We start from the raw sequence: 19,455 nt of genomic DNA, 5'->3' as shown, positions 1-19,455 counted from the left end.
TATTATTGTTAGGAGGAAGAAGAGATATGACCACCATTCCATATGTAATTGAGCAATCAGGCAAGGGTGAGCGCTCGTATGATATTTATTCCAGACTTTTAAAAGACCGTATCATCATGATTGGGGAAGAAATCACCGATCATTTAGCCAATAGTGTGGTTGCCCAATTGTTATTCTTGGCAGCAGATGCACCTGAGAAGGAAATTACCATCTTCATAAACAGTCCAGGGGGATCGACCAGTGCCGGTTTCGCCATTTATGATACGATGCAATATATTAAGCCTGATATCCGGACTGTATGTACGGGGATGGCTGCATCATTCGGTGCCATGCTTTTATTGGCGGGTACGAAAGGGAAAAGGTGCGCTTTGCCAAATAGTGAAATCATGCTTCATCAACCGCTTGGTGGGGCGAGGGGGCAAGCCACGGAAATTGAAATTTCTGCCCGAAGGATTTTGAAACTAAAGGATCATATCAATCAAATCATCTCGGAAAGGACTGGGCAGCCTATCGAAAAGGTGGCGAAGGACACAGATCGTGATTACTTCTTAAGCGCAATAGAGGCGAAGGATTACGGTATAATCGATGAAATAATCGTTCAGGATAAGTAATCCTGATAAAAACGCCATCAGTAAACTCAAAAATTAGCTGGATGAAAACGAAAAGAAACTGTCGATATCTATATCGGCAGTTTCTTTTTTACCTTCGACATTACTCCATATATTTATTTACAAATCCCCATACCTCGTTCCAATACTTTTTTGGATCCACTAATTTAGCTACATCTCAATGGCCGCATAGCCAATATTATTGTTAGGAGGAAGAAGAGATATGACCACCATTCCATATGTGTGAAAAAATAGAAGGGTGCCAAGGGTGACTATTGAAATCTGAAACTACTGAAATTCTTTTTGAAAAGGGCTGAGAAAAGGATTTTGGATGTCTTCCTTTTCTGGATAGTCCATCCATTTAATATGTTAAAATAAATATTATCTAACATTATCAATATCTTGGAGGAAGTTTCAATGAAGAAAACGCAAAAGGTTTTACTTATTAGTGGAATCTTTGTATTGGCATTATTCGGGTTGGGGATTGCTTCCTTTAAAATCATGGAAAACTCCAATGATTACGAAAAAGCACAACTGGAGATCGAAGCCAGGGAAACCAAAGAACAAATTGAAAGAGAAAGAGAGGATGTTAAAATCACAGCCCAAAGGGAAGCGAAAGCTAAAGCGGTGGAACTTGAAGCGAAAACAGCGATATATGATGGGATTGAATTTGAAACAGGGCTTGATGAAGACTCAACCGAAACGGAAGTCATGGACGTCATGCATAAAATGACTCATCAAAAAGTTCGATCGCAAGATAAATGGGGAGCTATACCAATGTCCCCTAAGATTATAGAAGAGGTTTATAAAATAGTGGATTTAAGTGATTTTCAGCATAGAGATAGATTGCTCGGCATTGCTGCCAGGTGGGGGGGACTTTAATTTTAGCACGATCGTTCAGGACCATAACTTCTTTTGGGAAGACAAAGAAAGCACCGTTGGAAAAGCCCATGGCACATTAAGTGCGGCAGAAGAGATTGAATTCATTGAAGTGAATTTTAAGTGAGGCCATTTGATGTGCTCGGTTGTAGCTGAATTGTTGGGTGCAGATAGAGGGGTGGGCTTCATGATCCGGGATGCCCATTCATTCATGCAAACGGACGTCGTATTCGTAGGCATCATCATTTTTGCCATGGCTGGTAAAATCTCCGACTCGTTTGTCCGCTTTTTAGAAGATCATTTGCTGAAATGGCAAGATAGCTTTAAAGCCTAATTGAAAAGGATGACCGCCCGGTTTTGGGAGGTCATCCTTTTTCTTGTTTGTTAATGTATGTTTTAATCTATTTCGCTATGTAAGGGCAAATAAATAGTGAAGGATGTTCCTTTGTTCAATTCGCTCTGTACCACGATTTTCCCTTTGTATTTTTGAACGATGGAATAACAAACGGTCAGGCCGATACCAGTTCCCCTATCTTTAAGCGAATAGAATGGGGTGCCGAGTATTTCAAGCTGTTCTTTGGAAAGACCTATTCCTGTATCCGTTATTCGGATTTTTGCCATAGTGCGTTCCTTCTCTGTTTCCACCTTGATGAATCCGGGATTGTTCATCGACTCAATTCCATTTTTCATGATATTGACCAGTATCTGTTTAAGCTCGATCGGATTCATGTTGATTTGTAGGTCATCACGGAAATCAAGTTGAAAGCCTATGTTTCGATTATTGGCAAAACTGGATAATAGATCGGAAATCTTTTGGATTTCATAATTTAAAGGAATGACCTGAATATTATCCGTTTGCGGTTTTGCCAAAGACAAATAGTCATTGATTATCACTTGTGTATATTCAAGTTCTGTAAGCATGGTCTGCACATAAAATTTTTCCGTCTCATTCAGTTCCTTCTCTTGATCCAATAACTGGGCAAACCCCTTCACGACTGTAATGGGATTTCGTATCTCATGTGCAATGGTGGCTGCTAGCTGACCGACTGAGTTCAATTGCTTGGCCTGTTGGATCTCCTTATGGAATGCATTAGTGGATTCCATCCTATTGTTGGTTCCTATGAACACAAATACCAATATGATTTGTATAGCGATGAAATTAATCGTATTGCCGAAACTATCCAATGAAACATACTCATAAGTGTATTTAAGATCCGTTTGCGAAATGATCAAGATGGAAGCAGGACCTAATATGATATTTAAAGTGGCGACAATATAAAATCCGATTTTATCAAAGAGAAAAATGGGAATCAAGGGTGCTATAGCAAAAAAAGCCAGCATAATTGCGGTATCTGGGAAAATCCAGAATTTGCTATATATATAAACAGTAATTAAAGAAATGAATAGGGTTTTATAGAAATTGACTTCTGTTTTTAAGAAAAACAACAGAGAAATTATCATCCCCGATATTAAAATGACCTGAAATGTCATATCGTAGGGGTTATCTTTCCAACTTATAGGTGATACGGAAATCCCAACTAATAGTAAAAAGGATATCATTGCCATGAATGCCTTCAGTATAAATCGGTGTTTGTTTTGATAATATTGATAGTTTTTTAACATAATTCCCCTTAATATAAATATTCTGTTTGTTTAATAGTAATCTGATACTAGTTTTTTGTAAATCAGAAAAAAATAGATCTTGTCAACGTATGTAACAAATCCTTCTAAAACAAGGGGAAATGGATGATGGGGAGGCGAATGGAATGGGTTCATGGAATTAGGTTGGGTATAACGAACTGCACGGAGGCCTTGCAAGTAATTTGCTTCACGGGGCATTTTACCCATTTTAACTAATGTATTATTTCTTTACACTATATTTGCTGTAGATTTACATTCCCCTTCTAAAATGGTGGTAATAATAGGAAGGGGATAGGGAAAATGAAAACGAATATAAAGAAATTCGGTTTATGCATGATGAGTGCGGCTTTTATATTGCAGGCTACTTCCATGGAGGCCTCAGCAGCAAATGAAGATCATTCGAATTCATCTATTTATGAGAGGAAAATTGTGAATATCGCACATCGAGGAGCTTCCGGTTATGCTCCTGAACATACGATTCCCGGATATCAATTGGGAGAACAAATGAAAGGCGACTACATAGAAATCGATCTTCAGATGACAAAGGATGGAAGATTGATAGCCATGCATGATGAAAAGGTGGATCGTACAACGAATGGTACAGGTCTAGTGAAAGACTTAACGCTGGCAGAAATCAAAAAACTAGATGCTGGTACATGGTTCAATGAAAAATATCCGCAATTGGCAAAAAAGAAATATGAAGGGTTAACGGTACCCACTCTTGAAGAAGTCTTTATGAAATTCGGCAGGCAGGCCAATTACTATATTGAAACAAAGTCTCCTGATGTATATCCAGGAATGGAAGAAGAACTTCTGCAAGTTCTGAAAGAAAATAAACTGGTGGATTCAAAAGGCCGTACCAAAAATGTACTTATACAATCGTTCAGTCAAGAAAGCCTGTTGAAGGTTCATGACATGAATCCAAATTTACCGCTTGTGCAGCTTTTTTCTTATAAGAACCAAGCAACCATTTCTGATGAGGAATTGGAATCCATTAAGAAATATGCCATTGGAGTGGGTCCGAATTTCAATAAGGTGGACGGACAATATGTGAAGATGGTTCGAAATCATGACCTTCAATTCCATCCATATACAGTAAATGAAAGAGCGGACATGAAAAAAGCTCTAGAATGGGGTGCAACGGGGCTATTTACGAATTATCCCGATGTATTTAACGAGGTTCTAAGAGAGTATAAGCATGAAAAGCACAATGACAATGTGAATTTATAAGGTTACTAAATAAGTGTTTCATAGGTGAGTCCCGGTTTTCTGGGGCTTTTTTTTGTAATGAAGGGCATTTAATTATTGGGAGAAATAGGTGTTCATAGGCTTAGTAGACTTTTGATTATAAACAGGTTTCTAGTATGAGGACATAGAAAAACCTCGAATAAGGGACTTTTTTTACTGTGTCCATTATTCGGGGTATAGTTCAATCTGCATGGGCTTTTTTTATTAGGGACACAAATGGATTGAAATTATTGTTATATTATGGATATTGTATAAAAAAGGTGAAAAAAGATGAATGATCATTATGCGCGTGAACTGAAGAATATCAGGATTACACTGATTTTCTTGACTATTATCGTTGCTTTTGTTCCAGGTGGATCAGGGAATGTGACGATTGATCCTATGAATGATGGAGGGTATAATGTGTATCCTCAGGCCAGTTATTCCAATATGATCGATATGGGAAATAGACTTTTTGGCGTGTTGACTGGCAGTACAGATTTAAGCGGAGATGAAACATTCAAAATCTATTATTATGATAGGGAAAAAGATGAGTTGATCTTCAAAAAAGAAACGATGCCAAGTGATCTTGAATAAGGGCTTTTGGTAATGAGATGAAGTATTTATATTATATAATGATAGTAAATAAAAGGAGGGTGTTCAGATGGTATATAATTCGGCAGCAGAACTTTGTGAAGGGTTTGGGTATCAGCCTATTCAAGTTCAGTTAACAATTGAGGTCGTCGATAAGAGATTTGGGCCTGTAAGGGCGGAAGCAGAGATTGCCATCAAGCCTGTCAAGTCAAAGGAATATCTAGAAGTATTTGTGGAAGAACTGGAATCGGAGCATATTTTTGCTGATGAAAATGGCAGTATATATGGCAGCTTCGGCATCGATCAAAGCATCCAGATTTATGATGAAGTCCTAACTACCATTCCATTCGAAGAGTTAATCGGAAAAGAAAATTGGAAAGAGGCTGTCGATTCATTTATCATGGAAGAAAAGCTAAAAGGACAGTTGGAAAAGGTACTAAATAATTATCAATTCAGTGATATGAGTGGTAAATATAAATTTAGAAAAATATGTACGATTACTGAACTCCAATTTTTGAAGTGAAAAAATGGAGAAGGTAAAAAGCCTTCTCTATTTTCATTATTCTTGGATCATATTAAAGCTGTTTTGGTTAGCATAACAAGCCTTCTTTTCTTCGTATTCGGTCCCATCTATCCTATCAGGTAAACCCTATACACTCCTTATTCCCGTTCTTTAACTAATAACATCTTCGCATTATGTTTACATCAGATAAAAGTAAGTTAGGCATTGGTTAAAAACATATTCCCATCAAATATCTATTATTAAAAAAATCCACTTTTTTGAATGCGATGGTAAGTATGCATGAAATCGCATCAGACTGTGAAATATGGTCTATATTTTTCGATCATTTGTTAGATATATTGAATGTAAGGCACTAAAAAAGCACAGGAGTTAGCCCCTGTGCGACGAAATTATTTATAAACCTTACTTGGGATTTTTACTGCAGGGCGGCCAAATGCATAAGGAGCTACTTCATATTCTTGGAATACGAGATAGATCCCCCCATTTGTATAATAGAACTGTGAATCCTTATTGACGGGAACCTCGCTCTGTTTTTTTACATAAAAACTATCTCTTTTCCTCATGTAGTCAAAAGCATATTTCTGCACCTTCGTATATTTCACTTTAGATGTGAGGATTTCACTGATTTTCACCTGTTTACCGGAAGACACTTTAAAATTATAGGATGTTGTGTATCCCATTCCATGAGCTCCACCGCTATAGGAGTAATCGTCAAAAAGAATGCTTAGCTTTTCATCCTGGTTGAATTTCACTTTATACGAAATACTGTAACTATACTGGCAAGTGTATGGGGATTCTTTGCACCATTCCTCATTTTTATCTTTTTCCCTATCCTTTTTTGCTTGCAGATAAAAGGAATAGGCATCCTTGGCATGCTTAGTTAACACCTGATTAATTTTATCCTGAGCTGCTTTACTTTTTAGTCCTGATACTTGCGGATACGACAAGTCACTAATATTTTTATACTTTTTCTTGGTTATCTTCACATTGCTGAATTTTAAATATTTAGTAGATACATAGGCTTTTTTTCCATTGTACCGAATTTCCGACCAGCCGGATTTTGTTTTCGAATAAACGGTTACGGCTTTCCCTTTCTCCAACGATCCTACTTTTTTATAGCTGGTGCCGGGACCACTTCTAACAGATAAAGGGGAATTCTTCGTGTTTACCGTTGCGTTTTCTGTAGTGGCTGCGGAGACAGAGTCGATTTTTATCAGTAAAAAAGAGATGCATGTAAAAGCTAATGCGACAGCAAGGAAAATCTTAGTGAAATTCTTGAATAGCATTCAATTACCACCTTTGTATAATTTTTACATCACCTATTATATAAGTTGGTGGATCAAATAGAAAGTTAATTTTATAATTCAAAAGCTAAAGAGGAGAAAAAAATGAAAATTGGTTTAGTACGGCATTTTAAGGTGGCACATGAATTCCCTACTGGGAAATCTGTGACGGCGGATGATATGAAGCAATGGTTTGTGGACTATGATGCAGCGGATATTATTTATGGAACGACTTTACTTGGCGTGGAGGAATGGCAGGAATGTTATTGCAGTGATATGTCGAGAGCTGTCAAGACAGCGGAACATATTTATCCAGGTACGGTTCATCGGATGGAGGAGCTGCGGGAAATACCTTCTCCCCCTCTCAAAGGGAAGGTGAAGCTGCCGTTCATCCTTTGGGCCATCTGGATTCGCTGCTGCTCGCTGTTCAACAAGGAGACAAGGGCGGAAATTAAGATCGCCGAACGAAGGATCAATAAAGTATTGGATGAAGTTTTTGCAAAGGGGGAAAGGGATGTTCTGATCGTGAGTCATGCCGCCCTTATGGTTTATATGAGGAAAGAGCTGATACGACGGGGGTTCACCGGTCCAAAATTCAAGATTGCCGGTAATGGAAAGCTGTATGTATTCGAAAGATGATAAGTCAAAAATATAGGGTTTCCCGCCATAGAAGGTAAGTCTGGTATATTGAACATTTTGCTTAAGAAAGATGCAGGCCTTTTCCGATTAGTTATTCTTTTTCTTTTGGTTGTGGTTTATTATTGTAATAGTGTAATTTTTACGAATTCAATAATAGGGAAAGAGGTTGGACAATTTGGTGAAGGCAGTTTTTTTTGATTTAGATGATACATTACTATGGGATCAGAAAAGTGTAAAAGAGGCTTTTGTGGCCACATGTGAAGTGGCTAAGGAGAAATATGATTTAAATGTCGACGAGTTTGAAGAAGCGGTTCGGAAGGAAGCGCGTGAGCTTTATTCTTCTTACGATACTTATGGATTTACACAAATGATCGGAATCAACCCATTTGAAGGACTGTGGGGGAATTTTCAGGATGATCATGATGAATTCCGGAAGATGGCCGTGATTGCACCAAATTATCGGAAAGAAGCATGGACGAGAGGCTTGAAGGCATTAGGGATCGATGACCCGGCATTTGGGCTCGAACTGGCAGAACGTTTCCCTGCAGAGAGACGTAAAAAGCCATTTATTTATGAAGAATCATTCCGTGTGTTAGATGAATTAAAAGGGAAGTACAAAATGCTATTGTTGACAAACGGTTCTCCTGAACTCCAAAATACTAAACTTGAAATTACACCTGAACTAGTTCCTTATTTCGATCAAATCGTCATTTCTGGAGCTTTTGGACGAGGTAAACCGGATGCCTCCATTTTTGAGCATGCTTTGGAGAGCATGGAGCTTGATAAGGATGAAGTATTGATGGTCGGCGATAATTTAATGACGGATATCCTTGGAGCATCACGGGTAGGTATAAAGTCGGTTTGGATAAATCGCCATGATAAGGAACGGAATGAAGTGCTTCCAACCTATGAAATCAAGCATTTAGAGGAGCTTTTCCCAATCCTTGAGAGCCTGGAAAATTAATTGGTGATCCTTCTCCAAGTAACGAATTTGGAGAGGATGACCTAAAGTATTAGGACTTTCAAATTATATACAGAATGAAAAGGGTGATATATAGTTACCCTGTAATCAATTAAATTATTCAGACTAGGGGTGTCCAATAACAGTTGGGCTGAGAGAGAAGCGCTTATGCTTCTTAACCCTCAGGACCTGATCTGGTTCATACCAGCGTGGGGAAGTTAGAATCTACTAAACAATGACATTTCATTTGGTCATTGCTGTAGTCATACTAACGTTAGCCGGGTCTTAAATATGAGATCCGGTTTTTTCGTGCGAAATGGATTGGATTTTGTCCTTTTTAAATGAACTTAAAAAGGAGAAATGAAATCATGATGAGTAATTCAGTAAATGACATGAACGTTTCAATTATGTCCAGTTTTGCCGGGAGTAAAAAAGTGTATGTTGAGGGATCTAGACCTGATATTAAAGTACCTATGCGTGAAATTAAACTAAGTCCCACTACAGGTGCATTCGGTGAAGAGGAGAATCCGCCTTTGCGGGTTTATGACACAAGCGGTTCATATACGGATTCAGAATATCCCATTGATATTCATAAAGGCCTTGCCCCGATTAGACGCAATTGGGTCTTGGAACGTGAAGACGTTGAGGAGTATGAAGGACGTGAAATAAAACCCGAAGATAATGGGTATAAAAAAGTGGAGTCACAATCCAAAGCTGAAATTTTTCCGGGATTGAAAAGAAAGCCATTGCGTGCAATGAAAGGGAAAAACGTAACCCAGCTTCATTATGCCCGTAAAGGTATCATCACCCCAGAAATGGAGTTCATTTCAATCAGGGAAAATGTTGCCCCTGAGTTTGTAAGAGAAGAGGTAGCTAGCGGCAGGGCGATCATTCCGGCAAATATTAACCATCCTGAAAGTGAGCCAATGATCATCGGACGTAATTTTCATGTGAAAATAAATGCGAATATAGGAAACTCAGCTGTTAGTTCATCGATCGAAGATGAAGTGGAGAAAATGACTTGGGCTACACGTTGGGGAGCCGACAACATAATGGATTTATCCACCGGAAAGAATATTCACACGACCCGGGAATGGATTATCAGGAATTCACCAGTGCCAGTTGGGACGGTTCCGATATATCAAGCATTGGAAAAAGTGAATGGAGTCGCGGAAGATTTAAATTGGGAAGTTTTTCGGGATACATTAATCGAGCAGGCCGAGCAAGGTGTCGATTACTTCACCATACACGCTGGTGTGCTTTTGCGGTACATCCCTTTAACAGCAAAACGAGTTACGGGTATTGTTTCACGAGGGGGCTCCATCATGGCACAATGGTGCTTGGCCCACCACCAAGAAAGCTTCCTCTATACTCACTTTGAAGAGATTTGTGAAATCATGAAGGCATATGATGTTTCATTTTCATTAGGTGACGGCCTCCGTCCTGGATCCATTGCAGATGCAAACGATGAGGCGCAATTTGCTGAATTGGAAACACTGGGGGAACTGACGAAGATTGCTTGGAAGCACGATGTTCAAGTCATGGTAGAAGGACCGGGTCACGTACCGATGCATTTGATTAAAGAAAATATGGATAAGCAGCTGGAAGTCTGTCAAGAAGCTCCATTCTATACCTTAGGACCTTTAACAACGGATATAGCTCCTGGATACGATCATATTACTTCTGCGATTGGTGCTGCAATGATTGGATGGTTTGGAACTGCCATGCTATGTTATGTGACACCGAAAGAGCATTTGGGACTTCCGAATAAAGAGGATGTTCGAGTAGGGGTCATTACGTATAAAATTGCAGCCCACGCAGCTGACCTTGCAAAAGGCCATAAGGATGCACAAAAACGGGATGATGCCCTTTCGAAGGCTAGATTCGAATTTCGTTGGAGAGATCAGTTCAATCTTTCTCTCGACCCTGAAAGGGCGGTTGAATATCACGACGAAACTCTACCGGCTGAAGGTGCCAAAACAGCCCATTTCTGTTCAATGTGCGGACCTAAATTCTGCAGTATGAGAATCTCCCAGGACATCCGTGATTTGGCAAAAGAAAAGGGCCTGGGTTTTGAGTCGGTAATCGATGAAGGGCTTAAAGAAAAAGCGAATGAATTTAGGAAAACGGACGGAGAAATCTATCAATGACTCGGACGAGAGGGAGAATTCGATGAATCGGGTAATCCAGATAAAAGTTGAAATGAAACAGTTGGAAACTCAATTGGAACAGCTGAAAAGAGAGCTGAACATTTTTCGCGAGAATTGTAATCATGAATTTGTAAAAACTGAATATAGTCAACAATGTACAAAGTGCTACTTAATCGAAAGTCTGCAATGGTAGTGATTCCTTAATCGTCCTTTCGTTATCGGAATTAATCCCTTAATCATGTGAGGCATTCAATCATAAAGTCAACATGATTAAGGGATATTTCATTACAAACTTGTTTTATTAATATGAAGAGGGGGAGGGACCAGCCATCCTTTTTCCTTATTTAATCTTAGGAAATCAGCACCCAATACTGCTTTTTTTGCATGGAATTGTGCGAACATCACTGCGATATCTTCGCGGATGCATTGACCCATGATCTGGCTGCAAGCAACTAATCCTGCATTAATATCGATTGATACTGAAGCAGAGATTTCAGGATCTTGAAGACGTGCCCCAACGGGAATATCCTCTAAATTAGCTTTAGGCCTTTCAGGTGGTGATGGAGGCAGTCCTACGTTATTTTCTTTTAATAATAATTCAATTTGGTCATTTTCCTGTTTCCCTTGATTTATCACTTCTACAAGTAATTTATGCAGGTCCTTGTCACCAGTGTGATTGAGCATTGTTTGATGACATGCAATTAACCCTTTTGTTGTTGTTAGAAATGCCCATGTACCAAATACCTCTCCGTAATGCATAGGCTCTTCTTTTGGGTTTCCACTTAAAATTCCCATAACCATCCTCCTTGAACTATTTTACGCATTTAAGTTACCCTGTACTAATCCATGAGTTAATGTTTGGAAATGTTAGAGGGTAAATTAGCCTTTTATTCCTTGTAGCCATTCTTGATAACATTCATCACAGAGCATTTCATTTCTATCCGTGTCAGTAACTTGAAATGTTACGACATGGATTTTTTTTTCTTCCGTGTCATCAGTACAATAGAAGCATTTATGAGTCATTTGAAATCCTCCCATACATATAAAGTGTTTATAGTTTAGAACATCACGGCTTTTTGTATACAGACAACATGATGTAGGGCGGAAGAGTTTATTGAATAATCCTGTTGGTTTTTAACATACTAAGCTTGTTCACATCATTGATGAAACGAGGAGGGAAATAAAAATGCAAAATCAAAATCAAAATCAACAAGGTCAAGTACACCAGAACATGCAAACGGGTGCTATTCCCCCACAAATGAATCACGGTGGTCACGAAGTATTCGATGTACATGAAGTGTTGTCGGGAGCGATTGGAACTTTAAACACTTACATGCTTTTGCGTCAGCATGCTCAGGATCAGGAATTGATGGACATTCTGGATCGTCAATATCAGTTCATCCAAGGTGAATATAATATTTCACTGGAGTGCTTCCAAACGGGCCAAGATCCTTCTAAACCAACCCAGAGCTACAAAATGAATCAAGGTAATGATTTTATATATGGATTGACACCAACCCAGCCAAAGAAACCTTTGCAATCCGTGTCGGAAATTACAGATGAGTGCATTGCAGGCTTGATGCTTGGAGCTGTTAAGTCTGCAGCATCCATGAAAGCGATGGCAGCGCTTGAAATAACGAATCCGGTGGTTCGCCGTGTGTTTGCAGATTCCGTTCCGAACTGCATTGAAATGGCATATGAGATTTCGTTATATCAAAACAAACATCATTACTACCAAGTTCCACAGCTTGCACAGCAGGATATGCAACAAATGATGAATTCATATGCACCCGCACAAGGAAATAACAACATAAGTCATTAAATGACATGGTTTTTGGATTCCTTTGTCAAACAGAAAGAAGGGGTAGGACAAATTGTCCTACCCCTTCTTTATCATTGTTTCATCTGATTTATTTCCTGAATGCATTCCTGGACGAGGGTTACAGCCTGACTCATGGTGGCTCCCCCGCCAAATGCTGCGGTCACGCCAATGGCTTCAAGAATTTCTTGTTCGGAACAGCCTTGATCTAGACATCCTTTAGTATGATAGATAATACAATATTCATCTTGCGAATATAAGCTTATTCCTAGTGCGATAAGCTGTTTTTCTTTCTTGGATAATTGCCCTTCTTTAAAGCACTCTTCCGTAAACGAATTGAATTTCTCAGCTAGATCAGGCATTTTATGCGTAAAGGCACCGATTCCAGCTTTATAATCACGAAGAGCATTTTCAGTAGAATTGTTAGCTTCAAATTCCATTTTCCATTCAGCTCCATCCTAAATTTTTTTCATCAAAAATTAGTATGAGCTAAACAATGAACGATTAAACAGAAACACAGGAGTTTACAGAAGTAATCATAGAACCGTCCTTCCTACAAGGCAAGTGATCCCTTAGGCCGGGTGGCTTTGAACCATTGATAGCATAGGATGCAGATAATTGTAACGTCGATGGCATCACCGGCATAATACATTAACATTCCTCCATTTTCCGCTTGTTCCTTGGTGACTCCGCTTGGAGGATGGGCAAAAATATATTTAGAAAGGATATCATGGCCGGCCAGTGAAATTGTAAATACGATAGCTCGAAACATGAAGCTGAACCTGTGGGGCGCAGGGTCCATATAAATCATAGATGCAGTGAATAGATAACCCGCTATGAACACGTGAAAATGCACTAATGCATGTAGAAGCGCACTCTGATGCATCAACACATATAACCCAGTCGTATAAAGTATCCAGAGTCCCCCAATATTTAGCGCGGAAGCGATGGTTGGATTACTTAAAATGCGCAGCGGCCAACTTTTCAACAACTTTGAAAGGCGTCTTGCTGATTGTACATCAAGTGTTCGCAGTACAAGAGTAATGGGAGCAGCAAGCACGAGTAGGATGGGTGCAATCATTCCAAGCAGTAAATGACCAACCATATGCGCAGTGAAGTCCATATGCGCGCGATTGGCTATGGGGCCAATGATTGCAGAAGCTGCACAGATGATGCCAAGAATCCATAAAAACGTACGATATAAGGGCCATTTTTGATAGCGGCGGCTCGAAATTACGACAGCTGCAATATAGATCACTATAACAAGCGCGGGTAGAATCAATAAAATCGATTCAAAGAGAGCTCCATTATCATTTTGAATATGACCATTACTGTGCATAGCGGCCTTCTGCTTTCATTTTAAGTAAGCTGCGCCGTGTTCGAATGATAAGGGAAATGCCGATCAAAATCATGACGGTGGCTGCAATGCTCCAAATCAAGTCGTATGGGAGAATATCGACATTGTAACGGATCTGATGAAGACGCATGAGCTTGTGCTGGATGGTACCGTCATATAACTGAAAAGAACCTGCCCCTAGCAATACTCCCCCTGTCCACCTTTTCAGCCATAATCCCTTTCGGCGGCGAAGGTCAGCGAACATGAACAAAGACCCGACAGTCGCGAACCAGCTTAGAGCATGAAATAAACCATCCGAGACAAGCCCAATATTGGATGTGGACTTGTCATAGAAGTGATGCCAATGCAATAGCTGATGAAAGATGGCCTCATCGATGAATGCAACCAGTCCGATCCCGAATAGAAAACCTGACCAAAGATTACGAGCGGAATAAGTATAGCGGATTTCTGAAAGAGATTGATCTTTTTGATTTCTGGGCTTGAAATCCATTTTCCTTCCTCCTTTTAGTTTGCTTAGATACAGTATTTTTTCCTTTATTTGGTTCTTTGTACTTTACCCAGTATTGTAAGGTTATAGACAGGGGAAATGGACCTTTAATAACACTTTTTTATTGAGACGGCCATGAATTTAGATATTCCTTAGCTTTCAGTTATCTTTTTTAACCACATAACAATTTTTTCTAATTCCTGATCGTTATAACTGAAATCATGTTTCAAGGATGGGCAAGCGGGTAAAAAAAACCGTATTATATAAAAAAATCTACTGCAATAAAAGGAGGAGTTAATATGTTTCGTCATCAAAAAGAATTGCAATTTGAAGTTAAGGTAGATCGACCAGATCCGATGCTGGCCCGTCAAATCCAAGAAGTTTTAGGTGGACAGTTTGGGGAAATGACTGTCATGATGCAATATCTTTTTCAGGGTTTTAACTGTCGGGGAGAAGAAAAATATAAAGATATGCTGATGGATATTGGTACAGAGGAAATTGGGCATGTAGAAATGCTTTGTACGCTCATTAGTCAATTGCTTGATGGCGCTTCTCCGGAAGATCAGGCAGAAGCCGCAAAAGACCCTGCCATAGCAGCGATCATGGGTGGAATCAATCCCCAGCATTTGCTCGTAAGCGGTCTAGGCGGACTGCCAACCAACTCGAATGGGGTTCCCTGGAACGGATCTTATATTGTAGCGAGCGGAAATTTATTAGCGGACATGCGGTCGAATCTGCATGCTGAAAGTCAAGGACGCCTTCAAGTGGCCCGTTTATATCATATGACAAAAGATGAAGGTGTCCGTGCTACGTTCCGTAAAATGTTAGCCCGTGACCGTTACCACCAATATCAATGGATGGCGGCCATTGCAGAACTTGAAGAGAAAAACGGCGTAGTCGTCCCTGCGTCATTCCCTCCTGAAGCGGAAATGGAATCCCAACCGGAAGCGTACGAATTCTGGAACTTGTCAGAAGGCAATGAATCAGGAGACGGCCTGTGGGCAACAGGAAGTGCCCCAGATGGAACAGGAGATTTTGTTTATGTGGCAGAACCAGTTGCAAAAGGGCAGATTCCTAACCAAAAGGTTCCGGCGGCAGAATTGCATCATGACCTTGATAGAAATCAATCGCTTAATAGATAAAGAGATAAAAACTCATCAAGAAAAGGTTGATGGACCTAAAGGGACATCGGCTTTTTTTATTCTACAAGGGTTACGGATTCATCGATGGACATATTTCATTATCTGTATATAGTTGCTCAAAACTTTAATAGTTGCTTGTGAAATTTTTTGGAGTAGCATGGTTTCCAACTTCAAGACAATCCATATCAAAGGCGGTCTCTATTTATATAATAAGGAGTGGGATGGATGAAAGCTGTAGTGGTTAAAGAACCGGGTGGTGCAGAACAATTACTATTCAAAAAATTTTCTAAGCCCATGCCGGAAAAGGGAGGATTTTAATTAAGGTGAAAACCTCTGCAATAAATAGAAAAGATATTGTTTCACGAGAAGGAAAATCCGGTTATATGGCCAATCCTATATTAGGGATTGAAGTTTCTGGGAATGTGGGGGAAACAGGGGAAGGAGCAAATATAGAATTGGGTTATGCTGAATATGCTGTGATGCCAGCTGATAGAGCGATGAAGATCCCGGATAGCCTGTCATTTGAGGAAGCGGCAGCGATCCCTGAAGTATTCTTGGCTGCGTACCAAACCTTGTTTTGGTTAGGTGAATTGACGTATCAAGAAATAGTATTGATTCATTCTGACGGAAGCGGTGTGGGCACTAACAGCTATCAAACTGGCAAAAAAACTGACAAAAGCGAAAATCAACACTACAGCAGGTTCAAATGACAAATTGGATTTCTGTCACTCTCTAGGAGCGGATATCTGTATCAACTAGTAAGAAACAATCTTTCGATGAGGAAGTGCTGAAAGCTACAAATGATCAAGGAGTGGATGTCATTCTGGATTTCATCGGTGCTTCTTACTGGGAGAAAAACCTTAAAAGCGTGAGGACTGATGGAAGATGATACTGATAGGCATTCTAGGTGGAACTGTAGTCGAGAAGGTGAATTTGATGGAACCTCTCTTAAAACGAGTTCAATTAAAAGGGAATCTATTAACTCCCCGGAGTGATGAATATAAAAAAGAGTTAACGGAAGAATTCGCTTCAAAGGCCATGCCGTTGTTCTTCCAAAATGAAATCAGGGCAATCGTAGGTCATGTCTTCCCTTTTGAAGAAATAAAAAGGGTGCATGAACAAATGGAAGCCAAAAAGAACTTAGGTAAAATCATCTTACAGGTGAATACATGAAGAATGAGAGCTGCTTGGTGTGTGAATGGAGGAGGTTGCCAAAGAAAACAACATTATGGGCGAATGAAAGAAGGCCAAACTATAATGAATATCTACAGAGTCAGGATACTTTTCTTCGGTGTCGGACTTAAGGGGGAATCGTAATGAATGAACTGAATGCATTATTCAGGAAAAGAATTGGGCTTCAGGACGATGAGAAGCTGACATTTGATAAATTAGATGAAATTCTTGATAAGACAGCGAAAACCATTCCTTTTGAAAACTTATCAATCATGGCATCCCATTTGAGTGATATCAATAAAGAGAATATCATGAAGAAAGTCCTCGTGAGGAATGAGGGTGGATTATGCTATGAATTGAATACAGCCCTTTATTTTTTCCTGTTGGAAAATGACTTTGATGTATTCTTGGTTCGGGGTGTCATCTATAAACAAGGGTGGATGACCATAGGAAGGACACATGTCACCATTCTTTTGAAACATGAGGGCCAAATATATTTAATCGATACGGGATTTGGTGGGAACCTGCCTTTAAAACCAGTTCCGTTGAACGGAGAAACCGTCATTTCCCAAAATGGTGAATTCAGGATAAAAAAGGAAAATACCGACCATGGGAATCATATCCTTGAGTTAAAGCTGAAATATAAAGATCCCGATTGGAAAATCGGGTATGCATTCGATTCTTCAAAACCCGTAGAAAATGTAGTGGAACTAAATGAGATCCAAACGATCATCAGTGAAAATCCCCAATCGCCATTTAATAAGCATCCATTAATCACCCGTCTTACAAACGGTGGTAACATCACTTTAACTGATACATCCTTTACACAGTGGGACGATGGGAAAGTGACGAAAGAAGAAATAGATGGAACACGATTTAAAGAATTAATGAAACAACACTTCGATAGATAAGAGAAACGGTCTGAATATCATAGGCGTGCTTGACAGTCTTTTTATGATTAGTATGTTCACTTTCGGGACTTCATTGATGTGAAAGGGAAAATCTAATTTTGCTGAAAGCAGGACAAGTGTCAGTCCTTGTTGAATTAGTAGTTGAAAAGAGGCTGATGAAAATGAGTAATGCAAAATATAAATTTTATTATGTGAACGGTGAGACAGAAGAGTTAGAGACGAATGAACAATATTCTGATGAAGCGAATAGTATCCTGAAATTGCAATTAATCCAAAATGCGACGTGGCTGCAAGCCGGTGGCAAACATATCAACTTGGCTAATGTAATTAGTATTGAATATACAGGAGAAAAAGGTAATCGTAAATCGGAGTCGATCAAGTTCAGACCTAATAAGTAAAAACATCCATTATGGATGTTTTTCCTATTTCAGATTCGGATTCAGAGGGGTGAAAAGGATATGGATAGGAAGAATCGGTTGGTTTTTACTAGATCAAATGCTGGTACTAAACGAAAATTTGATGAAGCGATCACCATTTTGGAATATAGCGTAATGCTAGTTGAATTCTTTGAATTAGAAGAATTCAACAATATAATTGCAGGTCAGTTAATGCTGATTTTATGTGAGACGAAAAATACTCGTATAAAACGGGAAAAGGTCACCATTGACCATTCCTTAATAAAGAAAATCAATCCTTACCCGAAATTGTATCCCATAAAAGATTCCATTCAAATAAGCAATGCTGATATTCCCGAAGACCTCTTCGATTACTCTAAACAGAGGATTGAGCTAAAGCTTTGGAGAAATCAAATTATCTATAAAACCATTATCGAAGGGAAGATCCATGAAATAAAAATCATTGATTTTATAAAGGAAACAGCTAATAAGATTGGTGGGGCGCAAGCTGAATCAAGTCTCCCTAATAATTCCATTATCCCGGATGGGCATACCAAAATCTTATTAAGGAGTATAGCGAAAGGGTTATTCAAATCCATCGGCAGGGATTATAAAGAGCAAACTTCTATGAACCTCTCACATATCATACAAAAAATCGAGGAATCAAAAGAGGGCTCGTGATTAATCCTACTGATGATGGAATTGTCCGGAGTCAGCCATTTAAGTTGTGCGTTTGCGGATAATTAAAACCCTAAGCAATTTAGCTTAATAAAATGAAAGACGATTTTTCTATTTGCGATAGAAAAGTTCGTCTTTTTTTCTTTCCTTTAATTTGCCACCTCATAAGATATGTAGGATTAACGCTATCAGTCACATTCATATAAGGGGAAGACTAATCATAAATTATGTCTGGCTCCATTCCTTTGATCTCGAGTGTTCTCCACAATTTCTGCATATTTAATTGGTAAGGTGGGTTTAACTCGAAAAGGAGGTTTTATCCATGATGAAAAAAAGAACAAAAATGCCAATCATTTTATCATTATTAACAGCCCTACTTTTAGCCCTCGGCGCTTGTTCCAACAGCAGTGGTCAAAACAAAGATAATAAAGTAGAAAAGCAACATGGTGAAATGGAAATGAACCATTCTGGCTCAGGAGATGTTCCTAAAGGATTAAAAGCTGCAGAAAATCCAACCTATGAGGTTGGAAGTCAAGCAATTATCGAATCAGGTCATATGGAAGGCATGAAGGGGGCAAAAGCAACAATAGTTGGTGCCTATGATACGACTGCTTATGCAATTTCGTATACGCCTACAACTGGCGGAGAAAAAGTGAAAAATCATAAATGGATCATTCACGAGGAGATCAAAGATGCAGGTGAAAAAGCGTATGAACCTGGTGCGGAGGTTACAGTAAATGCCTCTCATATGAAAGGGATGAATGGGGCAGTCGCTGAAATTGAATCTGCTGAAAAAACGACTGTTTACATGGTTGATTTCACTCCGACTACAGGAGGAGAAAAAGTGAAGAATCATAAATGGGTAACGGAAAGTGAATTATCAGCGTCTGAATGATCTAGCATCATATTTGCACTTGCTTTCAATTCAGAAGAAGAAAAAAGGAATGGCAAACAAATCCATTCCTTTTTTTGAATATGTGTTCTTGAA

General features: G+C 39.2%; 25 protein-coding genes, 1 pseudogene and 1 riboswitch. Of the genes and pseudogenes, 19 read left to right on the top strand and 7 right to left on the bottom strand.

Going from position 1 to position 19,455, the window contains the following annotated elements; translation table 11 throughout:
- Nucleotides 1-26 precede the first annotated feature (26 nt).
- The 4 genes and pseudogenes from clpP to AC1DVK_RS06755 all read left to right on the top strand — a co-directional run.
- A complete protein-coding gene (clpP, locus tag AC1DVK_RS06770) occupies nt 27-611 on the top strand; it encodes an ATP-dependent Clp endopeptidase proteolytic subunit ClpP (protein WP_061461763.1) in 585 nt (194 codons plus the stop codon).
- 414 nt (nt 612-1,025) lie between these two features.
- Nucleotides 1,026-1,490, top strand: a complete 465-nt coding sequence (locus AC1DVK_RS06765; RefSeq protein ID WP_477626103.1) for a DUF6241 domain-containing protein — start codon at nt 1,026-1,028, stop codon at nt 1,488-1,490.
- Entirely contained in the window at nt 1,432-1,614 is a 183-nt protein-coding gene (locus AC1DVK_RS06760; RefSeq protein ID WP_477626102.1) for a DUF6241 domain-containing protein, read from the top strand. The genes AC1DVK_RS06765 and AC1DVK_RS06760 overlap by 59 nt, the downstream gene beginning before the upstream one ends.
- An 18-nt stretch (nt 1,615-1,632) precedes the next feature.
- Nucleotides 1,633-1,821, top strand: a pseudogene (locus tag AC1DVK_RS06755) (ABC transporter permease); the annotation flags it as partial.
- Nucleotides 1,822-1,883: 62 nt separating this feature from the next.
- Here AC1DVK_RS06755 and AC1DVK_RS06750 read toward each other — a convergent pair.
- Entirely contained in the window at nt 1,884-2,801 is a 918-nt protein-coding gene (locus tag AC1DVK_RS06750) for an ATP-binding protein (RefSeq protein ID WP_477626101.1), read from the bottom strand.
- A gap of 627 nt (nt 2,802-3,428) precedes the next feature.
- Here AC1DVK_RS06750 and AC1DVK_RS06745 point away from each other — a divergent pair.
- From AC1DVK_RS06745 to AC1DVK_RS06735, 3 genes are all read left to right on the top strand, one after another.
- Nucleotides 3,429-4,358, top strand: a complete 930-nt coding sequence (locus AC1DVK_RS06745; RefSeq protein ID WP_477626100.1) for a glycerophosphodiester phosphodiesterase — start codon at nt 3,429-3,431, stop codon at nt 4,356-4,358.
- 288 nt (nt 4,359-4,646) lie between these two features.
- Nucleotides 4,647-4,952, top strand: coding sequence for a hypothetical protein (locus AC1DVK_RS06740; RefSeq protein ID WP_477626099.1), 306 nt, complete (start codon nt 4,647-4,649; stop codon nt 4,950-4,952).
- A gap of 67 nt (nt 4,953-5,019) precedes the next feature.
- Complete coding sequence (locus AC1DVK_RS06735) at nt 5,020-5,472, top strand: hypothetical protein (RefSeq protein WP_477626098.1); 453 nt, start codon at nt 5,020-5,022, stop codon at nt 5,470-5,472.
- Between the two features lie 389 nt (nt 5,473-5,861).
- On the opposite strand, the gene AC1DVK_RS06730 is transcribed toward AC1DVK_RS06735, so the two are convergent.
- Entirely contained in the window at nt 5,862-6,758 is an 897-nt protein-coding gene (locus tag AC1DVK_RS06730; protein WP_089363506.1) for a PdaC/SigV domain-containing protein, read from the bottom strand.
- Nucleotides 6,759-6,860: 102 nt separating this feature from the next.
- Here AC1DVK_RS06730 and AC1DVK_RS06725 point away from each other — a divergent pair, with 102 nt between their 5' ends.
- The 4 genes from AC1DVK_RS06725 to AC1DVK_RS06710 all read left to right on the top strand — a co-directional run bounded on the left by AC1DVK_RS06725 (nt 6,861) and on the right by AC1DVK_RS06710 (nt 10,698).
- Nucleotides 6,861-7,394 carry a histidine phosphatase family protein gene (locus AC1DVK_RS06725; protein WP_284471704.1) on the top strand — a complete coding sequence of 178 codons (534 nt, stop codon included), beginning with the start codon at nt 6,861-6,863 and terminating at the stop codon, nt 7,392-7,394.
- 175 nt (nt 7,395-7,569) lie between these two features.
- Nucleotides 7,570-8,358 (top strand): HAD family hydrolase, encoded by a 789-nt coding sequence (locus AC1DVK_RS06720; protein ID WP_477626097.1) that lies wholly within the window; start codon nt 7,570-7,572, stop codon nt 8,356-8,358.
- A 115-nt stretch (nt 8,359-8,473) separates the two neighbouring features.
- Nucleotides 8,474-8,588: riboswitch (TPP riboswitch) on the top strand.
- A 135-nt stretch (nt 8,589-8,723) separates the two neighbouring features.
- The gene (gene thiC, locus AC1DVK_RS06715) at nt 8,724-10,505 is read left to right on the top strand and encodes a phosphomethylpyrimidine synthase ThiC (protein ID WP_089363509.1); all 1,782 of its coding nucleotides are present in this window, start codon (nt 8,724-8,726) and stop codon (nt 10,503-10,505) included.
- A gap of 22 nt (nt 10,506-10,527) precedes the next feature.
- The gene (locus AC1DVK_RS06710) at nt 10,528-10,698 is read left to right on the top strand and encodes a hypothetical protein (RefSeq protein WP_477626096.1); all 171 of its coding nucleotides are present in this window, start codon (nt 10,528-10,530) and stop codon (nt 10,696-10,698) included.
- A gap of 92 nt (nt 10,699-10,790) precedes the next feature.
- Here the strand turns inward: AC1DVK_RS06710 and AC1DVK_RS06705 are convergent, their stop codons facing one another.
- Nucleotides 10,791-11,300: a DUF3231 family protein gene (locus AC1DVK_RS06705; protein WP_410861385.1), complete on the bottom strand. Its 510-nt coding sequence runs from the start codon at nt 11,298-11,300 to the stop codon at nt 10,791-10,793.
- Between the two features lie 84 nt (nt 11,301-11,384).
- The gene (locus AC1DVK_RS06700; RefSeq protein WP_167555965.1) at nt 11,385-11,528 is read right to left on the bottom strand and encodes a hypothetical protein; all 144 of its coding nucleotides are present in this window, start codon (nt 11,526-11,528) and stop codon (nt 11,385-11,387) included.
- Nucleotides 11,529-11,691: 163 nt separating this feature from the next.
- On the opposite strand from AC1DVK_RS06700, the gene AC1DVK_RS06695 reads away from it, so the two are divergent.
- Complete coding sequence (locus tag AC1DVK_RS06695) at nt 11,692-12,327, top strand: spore coat protein (protein WP_477626095.1); 636 nt, start codon at nt 11,692-11,694, stop codon at nt 12,325-12,327.
- A 71-nt stretch (nt 12,328-12,398) separates the two neighbouring features.
- Here AC1DVK_RS06695 and AC1DVK_RS06690 read toward each other — a convergent pair whose 3' ends face one another.
- The 3 genes from AC1DVK_RS06690 to AC1DVK_RS06680 all read right to left on the bottom strand — a co-directional run bounded on the left by AC1DVK_RS06690 (nt 12,399) and on the right by AC1DVK_RS06680 (nt 14,171).
- Nucleotides 12,399-12,764, bottom strand: a complete 366-nt coding sequence (locus AC1DVK_RS06690; protein WP_061461776.1) for a carboxymuconolactone decarboxylase family protein — start codon at nt 12,762-12,764, stop codon at nt 12,399-12,401.
- A 113-nt stretch (nt 12,765-12,877) separates the two neighbouring features.
- Nucleotides 12,878-13,663 carry a cytochrome c oxidase assembly protein gene (locus AC1DVK_RS06685; RefSeq protein WP_477626094.1) on the bottom strand — a complete coding sequence of 262 codons (786 nt, stop codon included), beginning with the start codon at nt 13,661-13,663 and terminating at the stop codon, nt 12,878-12,880.
- Nucleotides 13,653-14,171 carry a DUF2243 domain-containing protein gene (locus AC1DVK_RS06680; protein WP_477626093.1) on the bottom strand — a complete coding sequence of 173 codons (519 nt, stop codon included), beginning with the start codon at nt 14,169-14,171 and terminating at the stop codon, nt 13,653-13,655. Before AC1DVK_RS06680 ends, AC1DVK_RS06685 begins: the two co-directional genes overlap by 11 nt.
- Before the next feature lie 296 nt (nt 14,172-14,467).
- Between AC1DVK_RS06680 and AC1DVK_RS06675 the strand changes: the two genes are divergently transcribed.
- From AC1DVK_RS06675 to AC1DVK_RS06645, 7 genes are all read left to right on the top strand, one after another.
- A complete protein-coding gene (locus tag AC1DVK_RS06675; RefSeq protein ID WP_284471701.1) occupies nt 14,468-15,310 on the top strand; it encodes a manganese catalase in 843 nt (280 codons plus the stop codon).
- A 323-nt stretch (nt 15,311-15,633) separates the two neighbouring features.
- A complete protein-coding gene (locus tag AC1DVK_RS06670; RefSeq protein ID WP_477626092.1) occupies nt 15,634-16,020 on the top strand; it encodes a hypothetical protein in 387 nt (128 codons plus the stop codon).
- A 175-nt stretch (nt 16,021-16,195) separates the two neighbouring features.
- Nucleotides 16,196-16,483 carry a zinc-binding dehydrogenase gene (locus tag AC1DVK_RS06665; protein ID WP_410861374.1) on the top strand — a complete coding sequence of 96 codons (288 nt, stop codon included), beginning with the start codon at nt 16,196-16,198 and terminating at the stop codon, nt 16,481-16,483.
- Between the two features lie 143 nt (nt 16,484-16,626).
- A complete protein-coding gene (locus AC1DVK_RS06660) occupies nt 16,627-17,394 on the top strand; it encodes an arylamine N-acetyltransferase family protein (protein WP_410861372.1) in 768 nt (255 codons plus the stop codon).
- A 161-nt stretch (nt 17,395-17,555) separates the two neighbouring features.
- Nucleotides 17,556-17,792 (top strand): hypothetical protein, encoded by a 237-nt coding sequence (locus AC1DVK_RS06655; protein WP_061461780.1) that lies wholly within the window; start codon nt 17,556-17,558, stop codon nt 17,790-17,792.
- A 60-nt stretch (nt 17,793-17,852) separates the two neighbouring features.
- The gene (locus tag AC1DVK_RS06650; RefSeq protein WP_089363515.1) at nt 17,853-18,470 is read left to right on the top strand and encodes a hypothetical protein; all 618 of its coding nucleotides are present in this window, start codon (nt 17,853-17,855) and stop codon (nt 18,468-18,470) included.
- Between the two features lie 322 nt (nt 18,471-18,792).
- A complete protein-coding gene (locus AC1DVK_RS06645; protein ID WP_477626091.1) occupies nt 18,793-19,362 on the top strand; it encodes a YdhK family protein in 570 nt (189 codons plus the stop codon).
- Nucleotides 19,363-19,455: the final 93 nt, after the last annotated feature.

It is taken from the genome of Peribacillus sp. P4_B1 (assembly GCF_056402395.1).
Note: the sequence above shows the minus strand (reverse complement) of the source record. Positions and strands in the feature narration are given on the sequence as shown.